The following is a 23,507-nucleotide window of genomic DNA, read 5'->3' as shown; positions in this document are numbered from 1 at the left end:
CGATGGCATCCGCTGTTTTCTTGATGCATTTACTATCTTGTGAGCTCAATGTAAACTTTATGAGAATAGTATTCAATATCCTACTTGTCCTGCTCATTTCTAGCTGTAGGCAGTCGGAGCAAAAACAAACAGTAGCGGAGCAAGAAGGTAAAGTGGGGGAGTGGCATGATTTATTGCACGGTGATTCGTTGACGGGTTGGCATTTGTACAATGCAGGAAATGCAGCTTCCAAATGGAAAGTGCAACAAGGCGAGTTGATCTGCGATCCGCACAAGGCGGATGGCGTATTCGGTGATCTCATCACCGATAAGGAATACCAAGATTTTGAATTGGATTTGGAGTGGAAAGTAAATAAAGGGGGAAATAGCGGCATTCTGATCAATGTAAAAGAAGATTCGGCGTATGCGGCGACTTTTGCCACAGGTTTGGAGATGCAATTGTTGGATAATCAATTTGCTGAGCCGCGGCATCAGCGGGATTCTACGCACTGGGCAGGCTGCTTGTATTCGGTAGATTGTAAGGCGGAAAATTCTTTGCCATTGCCCTACGGGCAATGGAATAAGGCACGTATCGTACAACAAAAAGGAAAGGTAAGCTTTTGGTTGAACGACAAGCTGACTTTCGAGCGCGAAGTGGATTCACCTGCATTTCACGAATTAGTGAGCAATAGTCCGATTACGGCTTACCCCGACTTTGGAAAGTACGCTTCAGGTAGGATTGCTTTACAAAACCATACCGACTCGGTATCCTTTCGGAATATTCGGATTAAGGAATTGCTTTAAGAATTACCAAACATTACTACTGACTCACCAAGGCGTCATTGCGAAGCCGAGGCACGAGGCTGCGGCAATCTAAAGCGCTATCAACTTTATGAACACTATCAACCTTATTAACTAATAAAAAGATCGCGTTGTCGTTCCTCCGCGCGATGACGACATAATGGAAGGTCGTCCGTTACTTGAAAGTCGTCATTGCGAAGCCGAGGCACAACGCTGCGGCAATCTAAGGTATCAACCTTATCAACTTTCTAAACCCTATTAACTCCCTTCTCGACTCCCGAAAACCTACTCCACCACTTCCGGTACAAACTTCATCGAAATCGAATTCACACAATGGCGTGTATTCTTCGCTGTAAAACCTTCGCCGTTAAAGACGTGGCCTAAATGCGCGCCACAAGCGTTACATAGAATTTCGGTGCGGCGGCCATCGGCATCCGTATCGCGGCGTACTGCTCCCTCTATTTCATCGTCGAAGCTAGGCCAGCCACAGAAAGATTCAAACTTATCTTCTGATCGGTATAGCGGAGCGTCGCAGCGTTTACATAAATACGTGCCTTGCTGTTTGTTGTCCAACAAGTCGCCCGTGAATGGTCGCTCTGTTCCTTTATCCTCAATTACATATTTCTCTTCTGCTGTTAATTCATTGTATTTGCTGTTGCTCATTTCTGTTCGATTTTTAGTAGATTCATCACTACAATTAACTTGTAACAATGAAATCCAAATGATGCCCAAAATTATAAGTAATTTCATGCGTAAATTGTTTACCTCTGTATACAAAAATACGAAATAAACCCATTTAAATGCCGTTTTAAGGCTATTATTTAGAACGGTTATAAATTAAACTATTCAGTCACCAAATTGTCAGGGATTGTTTAAATAGTTATACTTTTGTGCAAAGTTTAGTGGGGTGAAAACTCTACTTTCAAAGAGATTTTGAATATATCATACACATTAAAATAGTATAAAGTGCTAAATATGAGAAATATCTCATCCGTTTTGGGAAAGCTGGCGAAGTCAATATCAGTTGGTTTGGTGTTGTTGTTTGCCGTTACAAGTGTATCAAATGCGCAGGATGCCTCTAATGGAGGTGCTCTTTTTAAAGCAAACGCGTGTAATTCTTGTCACGCTGTAGGTCGTCAATTGACAGGACCAGATTTGGCAGGATTAACCGATCGTCGTGAAGAGTCTTGGATTATCAAGTGGGTACACAATCCACAAGGTATGGTCGATTCTGGCGATCCACAAGCTGTGGAGTTAAAAGGAAAGTTCCCTACGATGATGGCTCCTTACAGCCACCTATCTGATGACGATGTGCGTGACATTATCGCGTATCTTCAAGCAGAAGAGGCAAAAGCGGCTGCTAAGAAAGAGCAGGCTGCGGCGCAAGGTGGTGGTGCTGGTGGTAGCCAAGGTGCAAGTACATTGATGATTGTCATTGTATCTGTATTGGTCGTTATCGTGGTAGGTGTTTCTATCTTATTGTCTCGTATCACGAAGACTTTAGAGAAAGTAATCGATACCAACAAAGAATCTATTGACGTAGCTACAGCAGAATATGCTGCTCGCGGATCGAAATTTGGTCAGTTTGCCAAAGCATTCGTTCGCAATAAGAAATTGGTATTCTTCGCGGTCTTGATGATTGTCGCACTTCTGGGTGTTGTCGGTTGGAAGACAGGTTGGAATGTCGGTGTACATCAAGGTTATCAGCCAGTACAGCCGATTAAATTCTCGCACCAAATTCACGCGGGTGTCAATCAGATCGAGTGTCAATACTGTCACGGAGGTGCTTTCAAATCTAAGAATGCGTCTATTCCTTCGGCAAACGTATGTATGAACTGTCATAATACCATTACTGCTGGTGATCACTATGACAATGATAGTGGTATCTCTCCAGAGATTGCCAAATTGTACCGTGCGGTAGATTGGGATCCAGAGACACGTACTTACGGTAACGATACCCGTCCGATTGAGTGGATCAGAATCCACAACCTTCCAGATTTCGCTTACTTCAACCACTCACAGCACGTTGTTGTTGCAGGTGTAGAATGTCAGACTTGTCACGGTCCAATCGAAACGATGGAAGAAGTATATCAATATTCTCCTCTAACCATGAAATGGTGTATCGATTGTCACCGCGAAACTTCGGTAGACACCGACAATCAGTACTACGATCAATTAATCGAGGCACACGATAAATTGAAAAAAGGAGAGAAAATGACAGCCGCAATGATCGGTGGTCTAGAATGTGGTAAGTGTCACTATTAATCAAATCAGAAAAAACGCAATCTTAATATACAGCTTTACATGGATAGCAACAAAAAATATTGGAAAGGGTTAGAAGAGCTAAATCAAACTCCTGCGTTCGTACAATCGAGCAAGGGAGAGTTTTCTGAGTCGATTCCCGTAGAGGATGTATTGAATGAAGAAGGATTGAGCACCAAAACGCCTCGTCGTGACTTCTTGAAAGTCTTGGGTTTTGGTTTAGGTGCCGTTTCTTTGGCTGCTTGTCAAAATACACCTGTTCACAAGGCCGTTCCTTACTTAATCAAACCAGAGGAAGTAACGCCGGGTGTTCCTAACTATTACGCTTCATCATTTAATGGACAAAGTATTCTAGTCCGCACACGTGAAGGTCGTCCTATCTTGGTAGAGGCAAACCCGAACAGTGTTGGTTTAGTACAAGGTACAGAGTCGGCTACGGTCGCTTCAGTATTAGACTTGTACGATATGACCAATAAACTACAGAATCCACAAATCAATGGGAGAGATGTAGAATGGGCTAAGTTAGATGCTAGAGTTATTGAGGCATTAAACAAATCAGTACAGGCTGGTAAACGCGTAGCCATCGTTTCTAGAACGATCAATAGCCCAACTTCCTTGGCAGCTATTGCAGAATTCACCAATAAATATCCAGGTACCGTACACGTACAATTGGATCCAATCTCTTACTCTGGTATCCGTGCAGCCAACGAGGCTAGCTTTGGTCAAGCAGTAATTCCATCCTACAAATTCGAACAAGCATTAGTGGTCCTATCGGTAGGCGCTGACTTCTTAGGAACTTGGTTAGATGGTGAAGAGCATACACAAGATTACATCAAGAATAGAAACTACCAATCTTTAGAAGCAGGCAAAATGTCTCGTCACATCCAATTCGAAACTGGATTGAGCATGACGGGTACTAATGCAGATGTGCGTATCGCCATCAAGCCTTCTGAAGAAGCTGCTGTGTTGATCTCTTTATACAACGAGATCACTGGTTCTTCCTTAGCTGGCGGTATTCAGCAAGCTAATGCGGCAAAAGCAATCAAGTTAGCTGCACAAGAATTGTTGAAAAACCGTGGTCAAGCTGTTGTTGTAGCTGGCGCGAATGACGTACATATCCAAACGTTGACCAATGCGATCAACGTAGCAATCGGCGCATATGGCACGACAATCGATCTAGCTAACTATTCGAAGAAATACCAAGGTTCTGAGTCTGAATTTGCTGCTTTATTGGGCATGGCCAATGCAGGTCAGATTGGTACTGCTATTCTTTGGAATAGCAACCCAGTATACGATTACTACGACAGTGCAGCTGTAAAGCAGGCACTTTCTAAAATAGATTTCACCCTTTCGTTCTCCGATCGTGCCGATGAGACTGCTTCAGAATTGAAAGCAATCGCGCCAACGAGCAACTTCTTAGAGTCTTGGGGCGATGAGTCGTCAAAAGTGGGTTATTACACGATCGTACAACCTACGATCAATCCTGTGTTCAACACCCGCCAAGCAGAAGTTAGCTTACTAACTTGGGCAGGTAACAACACCGATATCTACACGTACGTTCGCAATATTTGGGAAACCAACATTCTAGCTGGAAGTTCAAAAACTTGGACAGATATCCTACAAACAGGATTCGAGTTCAAAGGTAATGCGACAGGTGGTGCTGCTTCTTTTACTGGTAATGTAAATGCGGCAGCTTCTGCGGCAACTACAGCTGCTCAAGCAATCAAAGCGGGTGACGACTTCGAATTAGCACTGTACGAATCGGCAGCGATTCGCGACGGTCGTTACGCCAACAACGCTTTCTTGCAAGAATTGCCAGATCCAGTATCTAAAGTGACTTGGGACAACTACGTTGCCCTTAACCCTAAAGATGCAGAACGTCTTGGTTTTGGTGAGAAAAGTACCGCTACGATTAAAGCAGGTGATTTCGAAGTAGAACTTCCTGTACTATCACAGCCAGGTCAAGCGTTAGGTACAGCATCAGTAGCCTTAGGTTACGGTCGTACTAAAGTAGGTAAAGCGGGTAATAATGTTGGGGTGAATGCATTTCCATTCGCACAAGTAAAAGCTGGAACATTGCAGTTTGTGAACAAAGTGTCTATCACGAAAGCATCTCGTATTTACGAGTTGGCACAAACGCAAACACACCATACGATTGAAGGTCGTAACATCATTCGTGAAACGACATTCTCTAAATTCTTAAAGAACCCAGCTTCTGAAGCCGGTAAATTTTCGGATGATCACAAAACATACGACTTGTGGAACAAGTACGAGCAGCCAGGTCACAAATGGGTGATGGCAATCGACTTGAACGCATGTACAGGTTGTGGTGCTTGTATCGTAGCGTGTAACATCGAAAACAATATCCCAGTAGTAGGTCGTGAAGAGGTTCGCCGTCGTCGTGAGATGCACTGGATGCGTATCGACCGTTACTATACGATCGAGGAAGACGGAGTAGATTACACAAAAGAAGATGATATTGCTAACCTTTCTTCATTCGAGAATGTGAAAGTGGTGCATCAGCCAATGATGTGTCAGCACTGTTCACACGCTCCTTGTGAAACAGTTTGTCCGGTATTAGCTACCGTTCACTCTTCAGAAGGATTGAACCACATGGCTTACAACCGTTGTTTCGGTACACGTTACTGTGCGAACAACTGTCCGTACAAAGTACGTCGTTTCAACTGGTTCAACTACTGGAATGATTCTCGTTTTGATAACTACTTGAACAATGAGTTCACACAATTAGTGTTGAACCCTGATGTTACCACTCGCTCACGTGGGGTAATGGAGAAATGTTCTATGTGTATCCAACGTATCCAAGCAGGTAAGCTTCAAGCAAAAGTAGAAGGCCGTCCGTTAAAGGATGGAGATATCAAAATGGCGTGTTCAGGCGTGTGTAGCGCGAATGCTATGATCTTCGGAGATGCTAACGATCCTAATTCAGAAGTTTCCAAAGCATTGCGTAGCGAACGTATCTACTACGTATTGGAAGAAATCAACGTACAACCGAACATCGGTTATATGACGAAAGTTAGAAACAGCTTTGAGGCTTAATCTTGTTCAATTTTTTGAAATAAACAACTATGTCATCGCATAACGAATCAATATTAAGAGAACCATTAGTAACCGGGAAAAAGATCACGTACGCCCAAGTGACGGACGATGTATTGCTTCCGGTTGAAAACAAGCCGAACAAAGCTTGGTGGATAGGATTTATCGTGGCTGTCTGCGGAGCCATGCTTTGGGTTATCAGTGTCGGTTACACATTTTGGACTGGTATTGGAGCTTGGGGTTTGAACAAGACCGTAGGTTGGGCTTGGGATATCACCGACTTCGTATGGTGGGTAGGTATCGGTCACGCCGGTACGTTGATCTCCGCTGTACTTTTGCTCTTCCGTCAAAACTGGCGTAATTCCATCAACCGTTCGGCAGAAGCGATGACGATCTTCGCTGTAATCTGTGCCGCTACGTACGTTGTTGCTCACATGGGTCGTCCTTGGTTAGCTTACTGGATTTTCCCACTTCCGAATCAATATGGTTCACTTTGGGTAAATTTCAACTCACCATTAGTATGGGATGCCTTTGCGATCTCTACTTACTTTACGGTATCATTAGTATTCTGGTACGTAGGTTTGTTACCGGATATCTCTTCGGTACGTGACCGTGCTACTGGTTTGAAAAAGAAAGTATATTCTACCTTATCATTTGGTTGGAATGGATCGGTAAAAACTTGGCAACGTTTTGAAATCGTTTCCCTAGTATTAGCCGGTATCTCTACACCACTGGTACTTTCAGTACACACGATTGTATCTATGGACTTTGCTACCTCCGTCATTCCAGGATGGCACACCACGATCTTCCCTCCGTACTTCGTAGCGGGAGCGATCTTCTCTGGTTTCGCGATGGTACAGACATTATTATTGATTCTTCGCAAAGTGATGAACTTTGAGAACTATATCACCATGTTCCACATCGAGTCGATGAACAAGATCATCATGGTAACGGGATCTATCGTAGGTATCGCTTACTTAACTGAGTTGTTCATTGCATGGTACTCTGGTTCAGAATACGAGATGTATGCATTTGCTAATCGTGTGGCTGGTCCGTATGCGTGGGCTTATTGGGCGATGATGACTTGTAACGTGATTTCACCACAGTTATTCTGGTTCAAGAAGATTCGTACTAGTATTCCGATCTCATGGGTATTATCTATCGTCGTAAACATTGGTATGTGGTTCGAGCGTTTCGTAATTATTGTGACTTCACTACACCGTGATTACCTACCATCATCTTGGGCGATGTTCTACCCAACTTGGGTCGATGTAGGTATCTTCATCGGATCTATTGGTTTGTTCTTTACCTTGTTCTTACTGTTTATCCGTTTCTTGCCAAGTATTGCTATGGCAGAGGTGAAATTACTATTGAAGAGTGCTTCACTACAACAGAAAACGAAATTGGTTCAAGAAGGTGCATTCCCAGAGGAACAAGTACAATACTTTAGAGATTCGTTGACAAAGTATGATTCCGTATCGGAAGAGGATATTAATGCTTTACGTAAAAAATAATAGCAATGAGCAACACAAAATATATACTAGGTAGTTTTGCAGATCCCGACGAGATGATGCACGGGATCGAGAAATTGCAAGAGAACAATATCAGCATTTACGATTGCTATACACCGATGCCAATTCACGGTATTGAAGCGAAGTTAGGCGTAAAGCCTTCTCGCTTGCCGATTGCAGCTTTCATTGCAGGTGCTACCGGAACGATCTTAGGTTTTAGCTTGTTGTTTTACACAACGGCATACGATTGGCCAATGAACGTAGGTGGTAAACCATCATTACCTTTGCCCAACTTTGTACCAGTTACTTTTGAGGTAACGATCCTATTATGTGCATTGGGTATGGTGGCTACATTTTTCTACCGCAATCACTTGTTTCCAGGTCGTGCACCTCGTGTGATGGACTTACGTGCATCTGATGATAGATTTATCATTGCTATTGATGCGAAAGAAAATACAGATCACAACCTTATTGACGGTTTGTTGAAAGACGCTGGTGCAGTAGAGGTTAAATACAACGAAAGGAAATATGTTAGCTATGAATAAGAAGAACTTTCTTGGAACTGTATGTGCGGCGGTTGCGTTAGCTGCTGTAGTTTCTGCTTGCGGAGACGGTACTACTCGTAGTACAGGTTTGGAATTTTCTCGCAATATGTATGATCCGATTGCTTTCAATCCGGATCAACCGAATAAAAACTTTAAGAACGGAATCACCGCTCAGACTCCTCCAACAGGTACTACACCGATTGGTTTCACGCGTTTCGATTACGAAAATAGTGTGGAAGGATATGAGTTGGCAGGTGCGGAGATTACCGTCAATCCATTAACGGTTACAGAGCAAAACTTGAAGGAAGGACATGCATTGTATGTCACTTACTGTGCAGTATGCCACGGGCCAGAAGGAAATGGTGACGGTACGATCACGAAAGACAGAGAAGTAGAAGATTCTAGAGGTAAACGTGCTTTGGAAAATTTCCCTGAGCCACCTTCTTACCAAAAGTCAGCTGGCACGCCATCTTCACGTGGTGGACAAATGTCTGAATTGACAGCAGGTAAGATCTTTCACACGATCACCTACGGATGGAACTCTATGGGACCACACGCATCACAAATCTCACCAGAAGATCGGTGGAAAGTTGTTATGTATGTGCAAGAATTACAAAAGAAATAATTAAACATCAAGTTAATAAATGGGAACTCACAATCATCATCACGATTATAATTTTAGCGAGCAGTTTCAATTTGGTGGCGTAGCCAAAATTTTGAGCATAGTCGCTGTTGTAATTGGTATAGCAAGTATTGCATGGGGTTTGTTGTCGCATGATCACATCATCCATGAGCGTACTTACGCCAATTTATTATTGATGGGCTATTATTTCACTTGTGTATGTGCCGCTGGCGCATTCTTCGTGGCGCTACAATTAGTCACTCAGTCTGGCTGGTCTGCAGGTTTATTACGCATACCTCAGGCAATGGCAAGTGTATTACCGATTGCATCTTTAATTTTATTGATCATCGTTGGTCTAGGATTATACACACACAATCTATATCACCACTGGCATGCAGATGGTCTTACAGATCCAACAAGTCCTAACTACGATGCGCTAGTTGCTGGTAAGGCAGCGTTCTTGAATGTACCTGGATTCTTGATCCGTCAAGTATTATTCATGGGCTCGTATAGTATTTTCGCTTTTATCTTAGCAAAATTATCATACAACGAAGATTTGAACGGTGGATTGAATGGATACAAAAAGAGCTTTAAGCTTTCAGCTTTATTCTTAGTAATCTTCGGTTTTACTACACCAATCTGGTCATTCGATACCATCATGTCTTTAGAGGCACACTGGTTCTCTACGATGTTTGGTTGGTATAACTTCGCAGCAATGTGGGTAAGTGGTATCTCTGCGATCACATTGATCTTGATCTTATTAAAGAAAGCAGGATATATGTCATGGGTGAATGAAAACCACCTACATGATTTAGGTAAATTGATGTTTGGTTTCTCGATCTTCTGGACTTACGTCTGGTTTGCACAGTTTATGTTGATCTGGTACTCTAATATCCCAGAAGAAACCGTATACTTTTACAAAAGATGGGAGCCTGAGTACAAACCTTGGTTCTGGTTGAGTATCGTGATTAACTTCGTAGCACCATTGCTATTGTTAGTAGATCGTGATGCAAAACGTAAAGAAACATTCATGATGTGTGTAGCTATCTTGCTTCTTTTAGGTCACTGGTTAGATTACTACATTATGATTATGCCAGGTACAGTAGAAGCTCACCGCGGTTTTGGTATCATTGAGGTAGGTACAGCGATTGGCTTTGCCGGATTGTTCACCTTTCTAGTGCTTAGTAAATTGAGCAAGCATGCATTGGCACCGAAACATCATCCATTCTTGGATGAGAGTTTACATCATCAGATTTAAAGGTTAAGTAGCGCATTACGTATAAACGTTTTTATAGAAAATGAAGTTTACAAAATATAACAAGTTCAAGACGATAATAGGCTGTTTGCTCCTGTTGAATTTAATGGTGGCTTTGCCTGCTTCCGCATCTTTACAAGATTCGGTTGTAAGTAATGTCCAAATGGATGAAACCGCTACGCCAGGTGACGAAGCGCAGGTAGATAGTGTTACCGTAGCTACGGATGATGCTTCTGGTGATACCACGGCTTCAGCGGTAGTTTCTCCAGATGAGCAAGCAACAACAGACGGAGCAACTGCATCGGTAGAGGCAGATAAGCAGATCGATGCACAGGTGTATAAGGACATCACGTATTACTTGATGTATTTCTTGTTGATCTGTATCATCGTAGCAGTCATTGGCAAGATACAACACATCTATACCTTATCTCGCCGTATCAATGGTAAGTACAATCCATTAGCGAATAACAACCTACAGGCAGCCTTATTTTTGGTTTTCTTGGTGTTTTTCCTAGTTGGTACTTATTATTCTTACGCCGTATGGGGAGTATGGTCTTGGAGAGCAGCAGTTACCGAGCATGGTAAAGACATTGATCAGATGTTTATCATCACGTTGATCATTACCACGTTTGTGATGATTGTAGTGCACATCCTATTGTTGGTATTCGCGTACTTGTACCGTATGCGTCTAAACCGCAAAGCTTATTTCTACCCACACAACGATTCGATCGAGCGTTTGTGGACTATCGTTCCAGCTATTGTATTGACCGTATTGGTATTGTTCGGTTTCTTTACTTGGAGAAAGATTACTAACGTTCCTCAAGAATTGCAAGATTCAGCACTTCAAGTAGAAGTGATGGGCGAGCAGTTTATGTGGACAGTACGTTATCCAGGTGCTGATGGGGTAATTGGTAAACGTAATTACAAATTGACATCACCTACCAATGCGTATGGTATCGACTTCACCGACAAAACCGCTTGGGATGATGTACAAGGTGCAGAGATTGTGTTGCCAGTAAATCAGCCGGTACGTTTCCACATTATCTCTAAAGATATTATTCACTCTTTCTACATGCCAGATTTCAGAGTACAGATCAATGCTGTACCGGGTATGACGAACTACTTCCAGTTTACACCAACGACTACGACACGTGATATGCGTGATAAGTTGAACGATCAATCGTATGACTTCGTGATGTTGTGTGCTAAGATCTGTGGATCAAGTCACTTCAACATGCAGAAAAAGGTAGTAGTGGTAACTGAAGCAGAATATAAAGAATGGCTTGCTAAACAACCGAAATTCTTCACAGAAGCATTGCAGCAAGAATACGCTCAGGCAGAGAAAGGTGAAGAAACGTTGAAAACAGCTTCATTAAATTAATTTTTTAAAGAGTTTTAATTTTAGATATGTCAACTACAGTTATATCGCACGGCGCAGCAGATCACGATTCTCACGATCATCACCACCATCATGAGACATTCCTGACTAAATATGTATTTAGCCAGGATCACAAGATGATCGCGAAGCAATTCTTGATCACAGGTATTATCATGGCCGTATTTGCTATGGTTTTATCCATCTTGTTCCGTATCCAAATTGCGTGGCCAGATGCTGAATTTCCAATCTTAGAAGTTTTCTTAGGAAAATGGGCTGAGGGAGGTCGTATTAAACCAGAGTTCTTCTTGTCATTAGTGACTATTCACGGTACGATGATGGTGTTCTTTGTATTGACAGCCGGATTATCAGGTACATTTAGTAACTTATTGATTCCTTATCAAATCGGAGCGCGCGATATGGCGTCTCCATTGATGAACATGCTTTCATACTGGTTCTTCTTTGTAGCTTGTATCATCATGATTGCATCATTCTTCATTGAGTCTGGCCCAGCTTCTGCTGGTTGGACGATCTATCCACCATTGTCGGCCGTGCCAACTGCTATCGCAGGTTCAGGTTTGGGGATGACTTTGTGGTTAGCGAGTATGGTGCTATTCATTGCTTCACAAGTATTAGGTGGTACTAACTATGTGAGTACAATCTTGAACATGCGTACAAAAGGGATGGATCTTTGGAAAATGCCTTTGACTATCTGGGCATTCTTCTTAACTGCTATCGTTGGTTTGCTTTCGTTCCCAGTTTTGGTTTCTGCCGTGGTCTTATTGATTTTTGATAGATCGGCTGGTACCTCTTTCTACTTATCTGATTTAGTAGTAGGTGGTCAGATCCTACCGAATGAAGGTGGTTCTCCGATCTTGTTCCAACACTTATTCTGGTTCTTAGGTCACCCAGAGGTATATATCGTAGTTATGCCAGCTTTAGGTTTGACTTCGGAAGTGATCTCAACCAATGCACGTAAACCAATCTTTGGTTACCACGCGATGGTTTATTCATTAGTAGGTATTACGGTACTTTCCTTTATCGTATGGGGTCACCATATGTTTGTAACAGGTATGAGTCCATTCTTAGGTGGTGTGTTTATGATCACGACGTTGATCATTGCGGTGCCATCAGCAGTAAAGGCTTTCAACTACATCGCGACATTGTGGCGCGGTAATATCCGCTTTACGCCAGCGATGATGTTTGCCATTGGTATGGTTTCCTTCTTCGTGTCTGGTGGTGTTACCGGTATCTTCTTAGGTAATGCGGCATTAGATATCAACTTGCACGATACCTATTTCGTAGTAGCTCACTTCCACTTGGTAATGGGTTCTGCTTCGATCTTCGGAATGCTTTGTGGTGTGTACCACTGGTATCCTAAAATGTTTGGCCGTATGATGGACGAGCGATTGGGTTACTTACACTTCTGGATGACGTTTATCGGTGCTTACCTAGTATTCTTCCCGATGCACTTTATGGGTATCGATGGTGTTCCACGTCGTTATTACTCTTTTACTGATTTTCCATTCATGGAAAAATGGGTGTCTGTCAATATCTTGGTCACTTGGGCAGCGATCATCTCTGCATTAGCGCAAGTAGCCTTCTTGTGGAACTTCTTTTCATCGATTTGGTTAGGTAAACGTGCTCCTCAGAATCCTTGGAATTCGAATACTTTGGAGTGGACTACACCAGTAGAGCATTTCCACGGTAACTGGCCAGGAGAGATTCCTGAAGTACACCGTTGGCCATACGATTACTCTAAGCCAGGTCACGACGAAGATTTCATTCCTCAACATATTCCGTATTCACAAACGATGAGTTCGAATCATTTGCATGATTTCGAAGGAGACGAAGAAGCTATCCGCATACAGAAAGCTTGGAATAAGGAGAATGACCGCGAAGACGTAACATTTCATTAATATTTGTTTAGCCTGAAGTCATACTTGCCTTCAGGCTAAATTAATTGTATTGATTGCATCTACCCATGTATCCTGCCACTGAAAAACGATTTGTCATTGCCAATAGGATTACAATAATCTTTTTGTTTTTGGTGATTGCGGCCGGTGGTATTGTCAGAAGCACGGGCTCAGGAATGGGTTGTCCGGATTGGCCAAAATGTTTCAATCGTGTGATTCCGCCAACCGATATATCGCAATTACCAGAAGGGTATGAGCAGCAATATGTCGAGGGAAGACAAAAGAAAAACGAGCGTTTTGCCAAGATAGTACAGCGTTTTGGTTTTCAGAAAGAAGCGGAACAAATCCGTACTGATCCTTCTATCTTAGTGCACGAAGAATTCAATGCGGCCAAGACTTGGACGGAGTATATTAATCGTCTGGTAGGTGTTATCGTTGGATTCTGTTTGTTGGCGACGGCATATTTCTCCTTTCAGTATAAGAAAAGTATTCCTGCCATCACCATATGGAGCGTTCTTAATCTTTTTGTTGTTGTTATTCAAGCTTGGCTAGGTTCTATTGTGGTATCTACCAACTTAATGCCTTGGATTATTACCATTCACATGGTGCTGGCATTAGTGATACTGGCAATTGCTATTTACACCTTCTATTTGGCCACCACCAAACGCAATAAGAGTTTGCTGGTCAACCAATCATCTGTTGGTATTAAATGGCTGGCCGCGTCTTCATTGTTGGTTTTGTTTATACAAATCATCATGGGTACAGAGGTTCGCGAATTGGTGGATGTATTGCGTGGACAAGATATTCCGCGTAGCGGATGGATAGAGGCGATTGGTGCCTCGTATGATTATCACCGCATTCTCGGGTATATCACTTTTGGATTGACCTTGGTCATGTGTTGGATGATCAAAAACAGGTTTAACAAAGAAAGTATTCAAAGCAAGTATGCTTTGATCGTAATAATATTGGCGGTTGTACAAATGGGTTCAGGTATTATCCTTGCTCGGTTTGCTTTACCGCCGTATATGCAGACAACGCATTTGGTGGTAGCGAGCTTGTTTTTCGGAGCTCAGTACTACTTGATGTTGTTGATGACGAAAGCAAAAGTATGACGTGTGTATTACATGTATTAAGGTATTTTTGCGGCGAATTAATTTGATGATGATCCATGGGGACGTTTATTTCGGATTTTAATAAGCTTGTCAAGTTGAGGTTAACGTTAACCGTTGTGTTTTCGGCCTCGATATCGTTTTTGATTGGTGCTGTTCAACAAGGAGGAGACATCATCTGGACGAATTGGCTCTTGCTGACCTTAGGTGGCTTTTTAGTGACTGGTGCAGCAAATGGCTTCAATGAAATCATTGAGAAGGATTTGGATAAGCTGATGGAGCGTACAAAAGATCGTCCGTTGCCTTCAGGAAGGATGACCAATGGTCAGGCCTTGGTATTAAGCGTATTCATGGGTATTACCGGTACGTTGGTGTTAGTGGAGTTGAATTTTATAGCAGGTTTACTGTCTGTGTTTTCCATCTTCTTATACGCATTTGTGTATACGCCGCTCAAGCAGAAGTCGCCCATCGCGGTTTTTGTGGGAGCTTTTCCAGGCGCTTTACCGCCGTTAATCGGTTATTATGCAGCATTTGAGGCATCCGGATTTGGTTTAGCCTATAGTGCAGTAAGTGAGGCAGCAGTAGTCATTACGCCCTTAGTTCTTTTTATGATTCAGTTTGTCTGGCAGTTTCCCCATTTCTGGGCGATCGCTTGGGTAGCGGATGAGGACTACAAAAGAGCGGGATTTCGTTTATTGCCCACCACACGAAAAGATAAGGCGTCAGCTTGGTTGCTATTCTTATCTTGTATTGCCATGATTCCGGTAGGTTTTCTACCGATGTATTATGGTTTTGGCGGATGGATTTTTACCATCATCGCTTTGTTGGGCGGATTGTTGTTCACTTGGTATGGATACCAACATATACAATCGCCACAAGATAGTACCGCGCGTAAGATTATGTTTACGTCTTTCGCATATTTACCGATCTTACAGATCGCATTATTATTAGATTTTATACCCTTTTAACGAGGAATGGATAAGATGATGGATAGCAATGAGCAATTAGTACAATCTCGCAAAGCCAAGAAGTTCAACCTTTGGCTAGGCATGATTGGTATGTTCATGATGTTTGCCGCGCTGTCAAGCGGTTTCATTGTGTACACCGCTAGTGGTATCGATAAAGGGATCAAAACGATATTGCCTTACGCATTTATTTATAGTACCGTAGCGATCGTGTTGAGTAGTGCTGCGATGCACTTAGCCTACACGGCGGCAAAAGCCGGGCAACTTGGTCGTCAGAAATTAATGTTACTGATCACGATTGCCTTAGGCATCGTCTTCTTTGTATCGCAGATCAATGCATGGTCTACATTAATTGATCGGGGCATTTATTTTCAGAATCCCAATGCTTCGCAGTCATTTATATATGTGTTTACGTGGTTACACTTGATGCATATCATAGCCGGATTGATCGTTTTGTTACGCTGCTACATGGGGGCAGCAAGACCGATCTCTACAGATAAAAACCAATTTAGAATGGAAATAGCCACTATTTTTTGGCATTTTCTGGATCTATTATGGATTTATATTTATGTTTTCTTACTTTTGAATCAATAAAACTAAACAATGAGTACAACGACTGTATCGCAATTGGATAAGGTTAAAGACGGACCTTGGAGTGGTGGTAAATCACCGTGGAACTTGGAATACGGAAAGATCATGATGTGGTTTTTCTTAGTATCTGATGCGTTCACCTTTTCTGCGTTCTTAATTTATTATGGCGCTCAGAAGTTCGCTAATGCGACTTGGATCGATCCTGATAAAGTGTTTCAATCTATCCCAGGTATTGCCGAAAGTGGACAGCCATTGGTATTTGTCGGTATCATGACCTTTATTTTGATTATGTCATCCGTTACGATGGTATTAGCCGTAGATGCGGGTCATCGCAATGATCGTGCTGCCGTTATCAAATGGATGTTGTGGACGATTTTAGGTGGTTTGATGTTCGTAGGATGTCAGGCTATTGAGTGGACTCACTTACACCATGAAGGTTTCTGGTTTGGTCGCAACCCAGCAACAGGATTGGAAGGCGAGACAGCTATTGTAGAAGCCTTGAAACCGTACTTCACCGGAGAGATTTCTTATACCGCTGCTTTGCAGTTCTCTAACTTATTCTTTACGATCACTGGTTTCCACGGTTTTCACGTATCGATTGGTATCTTACTTAATATCATCATCCTTTGTATGACGTTGAACAATACGTTCGAGCGTCGTGGTACGTATTTGATGGTAGAAAAAGTAGGTTTGTACTGGCACTTTGTGGATTTGGTATGGGTATTCGTATTTACGTTCTTCTACCTTATCTGATTTATTTAATAATTATCCTGTAATACAACATATACGATGTCTAATCACGATCATACAGCAGCAGCGCACGACGAGCACCATGAAGGCATGGGAGCTAAGCAAATCTGGTCCGTATTCTTTGTCTTGCTGGCACTGACGGCACTAGAGTTTTTAATCGCCCTTGGTTTTGTACACCACTGGCAGATTTTGCAGAAGGGCATGTTGGTTAATATCATTTATATTATGCTAACCTTAGTGAAAGCATACTATATTGTGGCTTTCTTTATGCACTTGAAGTTCGAGAAATCGAGTTTCATTGTATGTAGCACCATTGTCTTTATATTCATCGCCTATTTTATTGTGCTGATGCTGGTAGAAGGTAGCTACCTTTCGGGAGCGCTACAATCGCATCCGGTTTATCCGAACAATTAATAGAACGATATACATAGATGAATCCAGTCATTCGTCCAATGAAGTTTTCAAAAATTATAATCCTGGCCATAGTACTCTTTGTGCCAGGATTTTTGTATTTATTGATGGAGAACTTGGGTCGCCATGAGTACGTCAAATTGCCTATTTACGGAGATAAATCTTTGTCTGGCGAGATGCGTCGCGTTATGGGAAGAGAACGACCTGATACGATATTTCATCAATTAGATCCTTTGCCGTTGACCAATTGGGATGGTCGTCCCGTGGCTTGGATGGGCAACGATTCTATTATCAGCGTAGCGCATTTAATTTATAGTGCCGATTCTTCCTTTTCCGATATTGCGTTGGATTATATGGATCATTTGGCTACCAAGTTTGCGAGCAAGGCCAGTGTGCATCTGTTTTCTATTACGGTAGATCCGAGAGATAGTGTACCTATTTTGGCGAAGATGGCCAATCGCTTTGGTGATCTGGATCGTCGTAAATGGCATATAGTTGGAAATCCTTCCGTAGATATGTTGACCTATGCGCGTGAGCAAATGTTGCTCAATGCTAGTCGAGATCCACAAGATTCTACCAGATATATGATCGATGACCAAATCATCCTCATTGATGGCAAACACCGCATTCGCGGCTTCTATCCCTTGAGTCAGCATGCAGAGCTGAAAAGGCTAGAAGATGAAATTAAACTGCAACTAGTAGAAGAAATAAGAGATAACCCGGTTCGGGTAGAAAGAAATTAGGTTATTATGGCAATGACTGCGGAAGAGAAAAAGTATAAGGGCATTATCTGGACCTTATCTATCGTGATACCGATTGCGGTAGCGGTATTATTTGGGGTCAATTTACAAAAGCTGGGTTACGATGTGAAGCCTTTGAGCTTTCTGCCGCCGATCTATGCTAGCATCAATGGCCTAACGGCCGTGTTATTGGTGTGGGCGGTATCAGCTATTAAAAAAGGTAATGCCAAATTGCACGAAAACCTAATCAAGGTTTGCATGGTGTGCTCCTCATTATTCTTGGTGATGTACGTGGCCTATCACATGACGTCGGTTTCTACGCCGTATGGCGGCGAAGGTTTTATCCGATTAGTGTACTTTTTTATCCTAATTAGTCATATTCTACTATCCATTATCATCATTCCATTTGTACTGTTTACCTTTGTACGCGGGATAGCTGGAGCATATCAGCGGCACAAACGTTTGGCGAGAATCACGTATCCCATGTGGTTGTACGTGGCAGTTACAGGTGTGATTGTCTATTTGATGATCTCGCCGTACTACACGCACTAAGCTTATGGTGGCCGCTTAAAAGCTGTTGCTAAAGAAACCTTGTTATCTTATTGGATAAATTAAAAATAGTAGGTGATGAAAAAAGTATGGATTTATCAGGCCAATCGGTTCTTCACCGAGGCCGAAGAAGCTAAAGCTCTTTCTGTTTTACAGCAATTCGTAGCGGGCTGGACAGCGCACGGCGATCAGCTAGCAGGTAAAGCGCACATTTATCACCATCTCTTTATTGTGTTAGAAGTCGACGAATCTGTCGCTAGTACTACCGGTTGCTCGGTCGATAAATCGGTACATCTATTGAAAAAGCTCGAGCAAGAGCTCAACATTGGCTTGTTTGATCGTTTAATGGTGGCGTACCGCGATGCAGCGGGTGTAGTACAATTGGTCTCGCGCAATGAGTTTGCGCAACTGGTCAAAGCAGGCGAAATAGCTTCAAATACCATCGTTTTCAACAATCTATTAGCTTCTGGAGAAGAGTTTCCAGACCAGTGGGAAGTGCCGTTTCAACAAAGCTGGCATGCAAAAGCCTTTGTAATATAATTACAACATAGCGGCAAGCACCTAGGATTTTAGTAAATTGGGATTATTAACGATAATTCCGATTAACATAATCTTATGAAACGATACTTTCCTGCTACGCTATTCTTGACTTGCTTCGTAGCTTTATCCTCTTTGGCGCAAATAGCCATTCCGGCGGACTCTATTATCACTACTAAACATAGCACCACGATTCTTGGGCAAGCTATCAAATACACCGCACACAAAGGTACGCAACCGGTGTGGAATGAGAAGGGTGATGCCATTGCAACACTCGATTATACCTATTACGAACGCGATGGCGTAGCCAAAGAAAACCGCCCTTTAGTGATTTCATTTAATGGCGGACCGGGTTCTGCTTCCGTATGGATGGAGATTGCGTATACTGGGCCAGCCTTATTAAACATTGATGACGAAGGTTATCCTGTTCAGCCGTACGGCATCGGTAAAAATCCCTATTCCATTCTAGACATTGCTGATATTGTATTTATCAATCCCGTCAATACCGGCTATTCCCGCATCTTAGACAAAGACGTCAATACCAATACGTTTTTCGGTGTGAATGCTGATGTCAAATATTTGGCTTCATGGATCAATACCTTTGTGACGCGTCGCAATCGCTGGAATTCTCCGAAATACCTGATTGGCGAAAGCTACGGCACTACCCGTGTTTCAGGTTTGGCTCTGGAGTTACAAAGTTCTCATTGGATGTATCTGAATGGTGTGGTACTCGTATCACCGACTACGCTCGGCATCGAACGCGGCGGGCCGGTAGATATGGCTTTGCGCTTACCGTATTATGCAGCGACGGCCTGGTATCATCAGAAATTACCAGCCGATCTGCAACGTCGGGATTTGGAAGAATTGTTGCCAGAAGTAGAAGCTTTTGCGATGAATGAATTGTTGCCGACCTTGGCAAAAGGTGGTTTATTGACCTCGGATCAGCGGCAAGCTGCCGCTACGAAAATGGCGCGCTATTCGGGTCTTCCAGAACAGGTGATTCTGCAAAATAACCTCGATGTAAGCACCAATCTTTTTTGGAAAGAATTATTACGCGATAGCGGATACACTGTAGGTCGTCTTGATTCCCGCTATCGAGGAATAGATCGTAAAGATGGTGGCGATCGACCAGATTTCAATGCCGAACTCACCGCTTGGTTGCATGCCTTTACGCCAGCCATCAACCACTACATGCGCAATGAACTCAACTTTGCTACCGACGTAAAATACAATATGTTTGGATCGGTATATCCTTGGGATCGCAGCAATGATCGTACGGGCGAAAACTTGCGACAAGCCATGGCGCAAAATCCTTTTCTGCATCTAATGGTGCAATCGGGCTATTATGATGGAGCATGTGATTATTTCAACGCGAAATATACGATGTGGCAAATGGATCCATCGGGTCGTCTGCAAGACCGCATGTCTTTCAAAGGATATCGCAGTGGGCATATGATGTACTTACGCAAACCCGATTTGGAACAAGGGAATGCGGATATCCGCACCTTCATCAAAAATAGTATTCCGGCAGCCGGTACGCCAGCAAAGTACTAATGTCTACGGCATCTTAGATTGTAAGGCCATGAGCTAACGATTGTAGGATAAAATCTGTATATTGCTATTTCGATAAGGCTTTTTTCAGGCATCTGTCTTGACGAATGAAGGCCTCCGCAATTATAGATACTATGATCATTGGTTTAGATATTGGTACTTCATCTACTAAAGCAGTTGCTTTTGACGTTCACGGCGAAGTACTTGCGCAACACGGCATCACGTATCCGATCCTAACGCCACAGGCCGGTTATTTCGAGCAAGATCCTAAGGAGATCTATGAAGCTTGTATCAATTCTGTCAATGAAGTGATGAACGTGCTGCTGGAGAAATATCCGGACGAAACGCTTCAGGGTATTTCCTTAAGTAGCGCGATGCACGCACTGATCGTGATGGATGAAGAAGGAAATGCCATTACCAATAGCATTATTTGGGCCGATCAACGAAGTGAAGCCATTGCCGCTGCGCTAAAAGAAACGCCACAAGGATTGGATCTTTATCTGAAGACGGGTACGCCGATCCACCCGATGTCGGTACTTTGCAAAATCAGATGGATGAAGCAGCATGCGAAAGATACCTTTGAGCGTGCACACAAATATATTGGCATCAAGGAATACCTATTCTTTCGCCTTTTTGGCAGCTATGTGATCGATCATTCGATTGCGTCTACCACAGGCTTGTTTGATATCAAGCATTTAAATTGGTACGAGGCCGCACTATCGGCTGCAGGCATCCGAGCTAGCCAACTTTCAGAGCCAGTGTCGATTCTTCATACCATGCAATTGCAAGATGCAGAACGAGCTGCTGAGCTAGGCATTCCTGTCGGCACGCCATTCGTCATTGGTGGCAGCGATGGTTGTTTGGCCAATTTAGGCGTTGGTGCGACACAGCCCGGCATTGCCTCCGTCACCGTCGGAACGAGTGGCGCGGTGCGCGTCATTAGCAACAGCGCCAGTGCAGATCAAAAACAGCGTGTGTTTAGGTATTTGTTGCACCCAAGGCAATTTGTAGTTGGTGGCGCGATGAACAATGGCGGCGTCTTACGTAATTGGTTTCGCGATACGTTCATGACCGAGCTGACGCATCTACCGGAAGATATCAATACCTCGCGCTTGTTTGATGAAGTGATCCAAGCGGTAAATCCGGGTTCGGATGGTTTGGTGTTTCTGCCGTATCTCACCGGCGAGCGTGCACCACATTGGGATGCCAATGCCAAAGGCGTTTACTTCGGTATACAATTGCAACATACCAAAGGCCATTTCGGTCGAGCCATGATCGAAGGAATGCTGTTTGCACTGTATAGCGTAGCGCTCGCATTGGAAGAAACCACTGGCCCGATTCATACCATTTATGCAAGCGGCGGATTAGCGCGCTCTCCAGTATGGGTACAAATTTTAGCCGATGTATTCAACAAGCCGGTTTTTGTGAAAGAAACGGTAGAAAGTTCTGCTTGGGGCGCGGTACTAGTCGGCATGGAAGCATTAGGAATAACAGGGAATGCAGGAGATCATGCTGTTGTGCAAGGCGAAGACGATTCCTATGTGCCCAATAAAGAACATCACCTGATCTACATGAAAAACTTTCAACAATTCGAACGCTTGTACGATAAGTTGAAAGACGAATTTTAACCGTTATAACTCAAAAACGTATGCCTTTACTCATTGTCTTTTGTGGCGTTTTGCTGCTTTTACTTTTAGTAACCGTCGTAAAACTCAATACCATTATCTCTCTGCTGATCACCTCCATTGCGGTAGGTTTTGCGATGGGGATGGACAGTATGGATATTGTACGATCCGTCGAAGCAGGTGTGAGCACCACCATGGGTCAGCTCGCTTTGCTGCTCGCTTTTGGTTCTATATTAGGAAAGCTGATGGCCGATGGCGGCGCAGCCGAACGCATCACACGGGTATTGACTGACGTATTCGGTGTGCGCAATCTACCTTGGGCAATGGTACTCACCGGTTTTCTAGTCGGTATTCCGTTGTTTTATAATGTTGGTTTTATCGTCTTGGTGCCTTTTGTATTCATGGTTTGTGCGGCCAATCGGTTGCCGATGTTGTATGTAGCCATTCCTTTGTTGGCAGCGCTGTCGGTTACGCATGGTTATTTGCCACCACATCCGGGCGCTACCGCTATTGCCATTACGTATCAAGCAGATATTGGTCTTACCATGGTTTATGGCATTATTGTCGCTATCCCTGCGATCATTATTAGCGGTCCATTTTTCGGGCGTACGTTGAAAGGTATTGCCACCAATCCGCCTCCAGAGTTATTTACCGTGCCCACGTCTACCGAAGGCCGACCGATGCCTAGTTTTGCTATTAGTTTGTTTACCGGATTATTTCCGGTTTTGCTGATTGCCATTGGTTCATTTGCACATTTGTTCTTGCCAGAAGGATCGACAGCTTTGGCCACCCTTCGCTTTTTAGGCGACCCCGTGATGGCATTGATGATTGCAGCACTGTTAGCGATGTATACAATGGGGATACGGCAGGGTAGAAGCTTAAAACAGCAATCCGAAGGCATTGAAGATGCTATTCGAGGCATTACGATGATCTTATTTATCATTGGCGCTTCGGGGGTATTCAAGCAAGTGCTCGTTGATAGCGGCGTAGCGGTCTACATCGCAGAAAGTACGGCCAACTTAGCTTTATCGCCGTTGGTATTGGCTTGGTCCATTGCCGCCGTGATTCGCTTAGCTATTGGCTCAGCCACGGTTGCCGGATTGACTGCCGCAGGCATCGTGCTACCTGTGATGCAAGCAACTGGAACGAGCCCTGAGCTGATGGTGTTGGCTACAGGTGCAGGAAGTTTGATGTTCTCTCACGTAAACGATCCCGGCTTTTGGATGTTCAAATCGTACTTTGGATTAAGCATGCGCGATACTTTCCGCTCTTGGTCGGTGATGGAAACCTTGGTTTCCCTGATCGGATTGTTTGGCGTGATGGCGTTAAATTGGTTTGTCGGCTAAAGCAAGCAACTTAA

General features: G+C 43.4%; 21 protein-coding genes. 20 read left to right on the top strand and 1 reads right to left on the bottom strand.

The window, feature by feature from the left end:
• The first annotated feature begins 59 nt into the window (after positions 1 to 59).
• Positions 60 to 782 (top strand): 3-keto-disaccharide hydrolase, encoded by a 723-nt coding sequence (locus tag DC487_RS06210; protein WP_116775573.1) that lies wholly within the window; start codon positions 60 to 62, stop codon positions 780 to 782.
• 282 nt (positions 783 to 1,064) lie between these two features.
• Here the strand turns inward: DC487_RS06210 and DC487_RS06205 are convergent, their stop codons facing one another.
• Positions 1,065 to 1,529, bottom strand: coding sequence for a methionine-R-sulfoxide reductase (locus tag DC487_RS06205; RefSeq protein WP_116775107.1), 465 nt, complete (start codon positions 1,527 to 1,529; stop codon positions 1,065 to 1,067).
• Between the two features lie 225 nt (positions 1,530 to 1,754).
• On the opposite strand from DC487_RS06205, the gene DC487_RS06200 reads away from it, so the two are divergent.
• The 19 genes from DC487_RS06200 (at position 1,755) to DC487_RS06110 (ending at position 23,493) form a co-directional block, all read left to right on the top strand.
• On the top strand, positions 1,755 to 3,044 hold the full coding sequence (locus DC487_RS06200; protein ID WP_116775106.1) for a cytochrome c3 family protein: 1,290 nt from the start codon (positions 1,755 to 1,757) through the stop codon (positions 3,042 to 3,044).
• Positions 3,045 to 3,083: 39 nt separating this feature from the next.
• Positions 3,084 to 6,098 carry a TAT-variant-translocated molybdopterin oxidoreductase gene (locus DC487_RS06195; RefSeq protein ID WP_116775105.1) on the top strand — a complete coding sequence of 1,005 codons (3,015 nt, stop codon included), beginning with the start codon at positions 3,084 to 3,086 and terminating at the stop codon, positions 6,096 to 6,098.
• 29 nt (positions 6,099 to 6,127) lie between these two features.
• Positions 6,128 to 7,609, top strand: a complete 1,482-nt coding sequence (gene nrfD, locus DC487_RS06190) for an NrfD/PsrC family molybdoenzyme membrane anchor subunit (RefSeq protein WP_116775104.1) — start codon at positions 6,128 to 6,130, stop codon at positions 7,607 to 7,609.
• A 5-nt stretch (positions 7,610 to 7,614) separates the two neighbouring features.
• The gene (locus DC487_RS06185; RefSeq protein WP_116775103.1) at positions 7,615 to 8,151 is read left to right on the top strand and encodes a DUF3341 domain-containing protein; all 537 of its coding nucleotides are present in this window, start codon (positions 7,615 to 7,617) and stop codon (positions 8,149 to 8,151) included.
• Positions 8,144 to 8,776 (top strand): c-type cytochrome, encoded by a 633-nt coding sequence (locus DC487_RS06180; RefSeq protein WP_317046324.1) that lies wholly within the window; start codon positions 8,144 to 8,146, stop codon positions 8,774 to 8,776. The genes DC487_RS06185 and DC487_RS06180 overlap by 8 nt, the downstream gene beginning before the upstream one ends.
• Before the next feature lie 19 nt (positions 8,777 to 8,795).
• Positions 8,796 to 10,031 carry a quinol:cytochrome C oxidoreductase gene (locus tag DC487_RS06175; protein WP_116775101.1) on the top strand — a complete coding sequence of 412 codons (1,236 nt, stop codon included), beginning with the start codon at positions 8,796 to 8,798 and terminating at the stop codon, positions 10,029 to 10,031.
• Positions 10,032 to 10,071: 40 nt separating this feature from the next.
• A complete protein-coding gene (locus tag DC487_RS06170; protein ID WP_239016329.1) occupies positions 10,072 to 11,409 on the top strand; it encodes a cytochrome c oxidase subunit II in 1,338 nt (445 codons plus the stop codon).
• Positions 11,410 to 11,435: 26 nt separating this feature from the next.
• Positions 11,436 to 13,322: a cytochrome c oxidase subunit I gene (locus DC487_RS06165; protein ID WP_239016328.1), complete on the top strand. Its 1,887-nt coding sequence runs from the start codon at positions 11,436 to 11,438 to the stop codon at positions 13,320 to 13,322.
• A gap of 65 nt (positions 13,323 to 13,387) precedes the next feature.
• Complete coding sequence (locus DC487_RS06160; protein ID WP_116775099.1) at positions 13,388 to 14,431, top strand: COX15/CtaA family protein; 1,044 nt, start codon at positions 13,388 to 13,390, stop codon at positions 14,429 to 14,431.
• 56 nt (positions 14,432 to 14,487) lie between these two features.
• Positions 14,488 to 15,396 carry a heme o synthase gene (gene cyoE, locus DC487_RS06155; protein ID WP_116775098.1) on the top strand — a complete coding sequence of 303 codons (909 nt, stop codon included), beginning with the start codon at positions 14,488 to 14,490 and terminating at the stop codon, positions 15,394 to 15,396.
• A 6-nt stretch (positions 15,397 to 15,402) separates the two neighbouring features.
• Entirely contained in the window at positions 15,403 to 15,987 is a 585-nt protein-coding gene (locus DC487_RS06150; protein WP_116775097.1) for a cytochrome c oxidase subunit 3, read from the top strand.
• Positions 15,988 to 15,996: 9 nt separating this feature from the next.
• Positions 15,997 to 16,737, top strand: coding sequence for a cytochrome c oxidase subunit 3 (locus tag DC487_RS06145; protein ID WP_116775096.1), 741 nt, complete (start codon positions 15,997 to 15,999; stop codon positions 16,735 to 16,737).
• A 36-nt stretch (positions 16,738 to 16,773) separates the two neighbouring features.
• Positions 16,774 to 17,148 carry a cytochrome C oxidase subunit IV family protein gene (locus DC487_RS06140; RefSeq protein ID WP_116775095.1) on the top strand — a complete coding sequence of 125 codons (375 nt, stop codon included), beginning with the start codon at positions 16,774 to 16,776 and terminating at the stop codon, positions 17,146 to 17,148.
• 17 nt (positions 17,149 to 17,165) lie between these two features.
• The gene (locus tag DC487_RS06135) at positions 17,166 to 17,888 is read left to right on the top strand and encodes a thioredoxin domain-containing protein (protein ID WP_116775094.1); all 723 of its coding nucleotides are present in this window, start codon (positions 17,166 to 17,168) and stop codon (positions 17,886 to 17,888) included.
• A 6-nt stretch (positions 17,889 to 17,894) separates the two neighbouring features.
• Positions 17,895 to 18,437 (top strand): DUF420 domain-containing protein, encoded by a 543-nt coding sequence (locus DC487_RS06130; RefSeq protein ID WP_116775093.1) that lies wholly within the window; start codon positions 17,895 to 17,897, stop codon positions 18,435 to 18,437.
• Between the two features lie 75 nt (positions 18,438 to 18,512).
• Complete coding sequence (locus DC487_RS06125) at positions 18,513 to 18,974, top strand: ABC transporter ATPase (RefSeq protein WP_116775092.1); 462 nt, start codon at positions 18,513 to 18,515, stop codon at positions 18,972 to 18,974.
• Positions 18,975 to 19,049: 75 nt separating this feature from the next.
• Entirely contained in the window at positions 19,050 to 20,525 is a 1,476-nt protein-coding gene (locus DC487_RS06120) for a S10 family peptidase (protein WP_116775091.1), read from the top strand.
• A gap of 131 nt (positions 20,526 to 20,656) precedes the next feature.
• A complete protein-coding gene (locus tag DC487_RS06115) occupies positions 20,657 to 22,150 on the top strand; it encodes a gluconokinase (protein WP_116775571.1) in 1,494 nt (497 codons plus the stop codon).
• Positions 22,144 to 23,493: a gluconate:H+ symporter gene (locus DC487_RS06110; protein WP_394341836.1), complete on the top strand. Its 1,350-nt coding sequence runs from the start codon at positions 22,144 to 22,146 to the stop codon at positions 23,491 to 23,493. Before DC487_RS06115 ends, DC487_RS06110 begins: the two co-directional genes overlap by 7 nt.
• Positions 23,494 to 23,507: the final 14 nt, after the last annotated feature.

It is taken from the genome of Sphingobacterium corticibacter (assembly GCF_003076635.1).
Lineage (GTDB): Bacteria > Bacteroidota > Bacteroidia > Sphingobacteriales > Sphingobacteriaceae > Sphingobacterium > Sphingobacterium corticibacter.
Note: the sequence above shows the minus strand (reverse complement) of the source record. Positions and strands in the feature narration are given on the sequence as shown.

Coding starts and splice junctions, on each gene's coding strand:
- DC487_RS06210 (WP_116775573.1), top strand. CDS start 60: ATGAGAATAGTATTCAATATCCTACTTGTCCTGCTCATTTCTAGCTGT.
- DC487_RS06205 (WP_116775107.1), bottom strand. CDS start 1,529: ATGAAATTACTTATAATTTTGGGCATCATTTGGATTTCATTGTTACAA.
- DC487_RS06200 (WP_116775106.1), top strand. CDS start 1,755: ATGAGAAATATCTCATCCGTTTTGGGAAAGCTGGCGAAGTCAATATCA.
- DC487_RS06195 (WP_116775105.1), top strand. CDS start 3,084: ATGGATAGCAACAAAAAATATTGGAAAGGGTTAGAAGAGCTAAATCAA.
- nrfD (WP_116775104.1), top strand. CDS start 6,128: ATGTCATCGCATAACGAATCAATATTAAGAGAACCATTAGTAACCGGG.
- DC487_RS06185 (WP_116775103.1), top strand. CDS start 7,615: ATGAGCAACACAAAATATATACTAGGTAGTTTTGCAGATCCCGACGAG.
- DC487_RS06180 (WP_317046324.1), top strand. CDS start 8,144: ATGAATAAGAAGAACTTTCTTGGAACTGTATGTGCGGCGGTTGCGTTA.
- DC487_RS06175 (WP_116775101.1), top strand. CDS start 8,796: ATGGGAACTCACAATCATCATCACGATTATAATTTTAGCGAGCAGTTT.
- DC487_RS06170 (WP_239016329.1), top strand. CDS start 10,072: ATGAAGTTTACAAAATATAACAAGTTCAAGACGATAATAGGCTGTTTG.
- DC487_RS06165 (WP_239016328.1), top strand. CDS start 11,436: ATGTCAACTACAGTTATATCGCACGGCGCAGCAGATCACGATTCTCAC.
- DC487_RS06160 (WP_116775099.1), top strand. CDS start 13,388: ATGTATCCTGCCACTGAAAAACGATTTGTCATTGCCAATAGGATTACA.
- cyoE (WP_116775098.1), top strand. CDS start 14,488: ATGGGGACGTTTATTTCGGATTTTAATAAGCTTGTCAAGTTGAGGTTA.
- DC487_RS06150 (WP_116775097.1), top strand. CDS start 15,403: ATGGATAAGATGATGGATAGCAATGAGCAATTAGTACAATCTCGCAAA.
- DC487_RS06145 (WP_116775096.1), top strand. CDS start 15,997: ATGAGTACAACGACTGTATCGCAATTGGATAAGGTTAAAGACGGACCT.
- DC487_RS06140 (WP_116775095.1), top strand. CDS start 16,774: ATGTCTAATCACGATCATACAGCAGCAGCGCACGACGAGCACCATGAA.
- DC487_RS06135 (WP_116775094.1), top strand. CDS start 17,166: ATGAATCCAGTCATTCGTCCAATGAAGTTTTCAAAAATTATAATCCTG.
- DC487_RS06130 (WP_116775093.1), top strand. CDS start 17,895: ATGGCAATGACTGCGGAAGAGAAAAAGTATAAGGGCATTATCTGGACC.
- DC487_RS06125 (WP_116775092.1), top strand. CDS start 18,513: ATGAAAAAAGTATGGATTTATCAGGCCAATCGGTTCTTCACCGAGGCC.
- DC487_RS06120 (WP_116775091.1), top strand. CDS start 19,050: ATGAAACGATACTTTCCTGCTACGCTATTCTTGACTTGCTTCGTAGCT.
- DC487_RS06115 (WP_116775571.1), top strand. CDS start 20,657: ATGATCATTGGTTTAGATATTGGTACTTCATCTACTAAAGCAGTTGCT.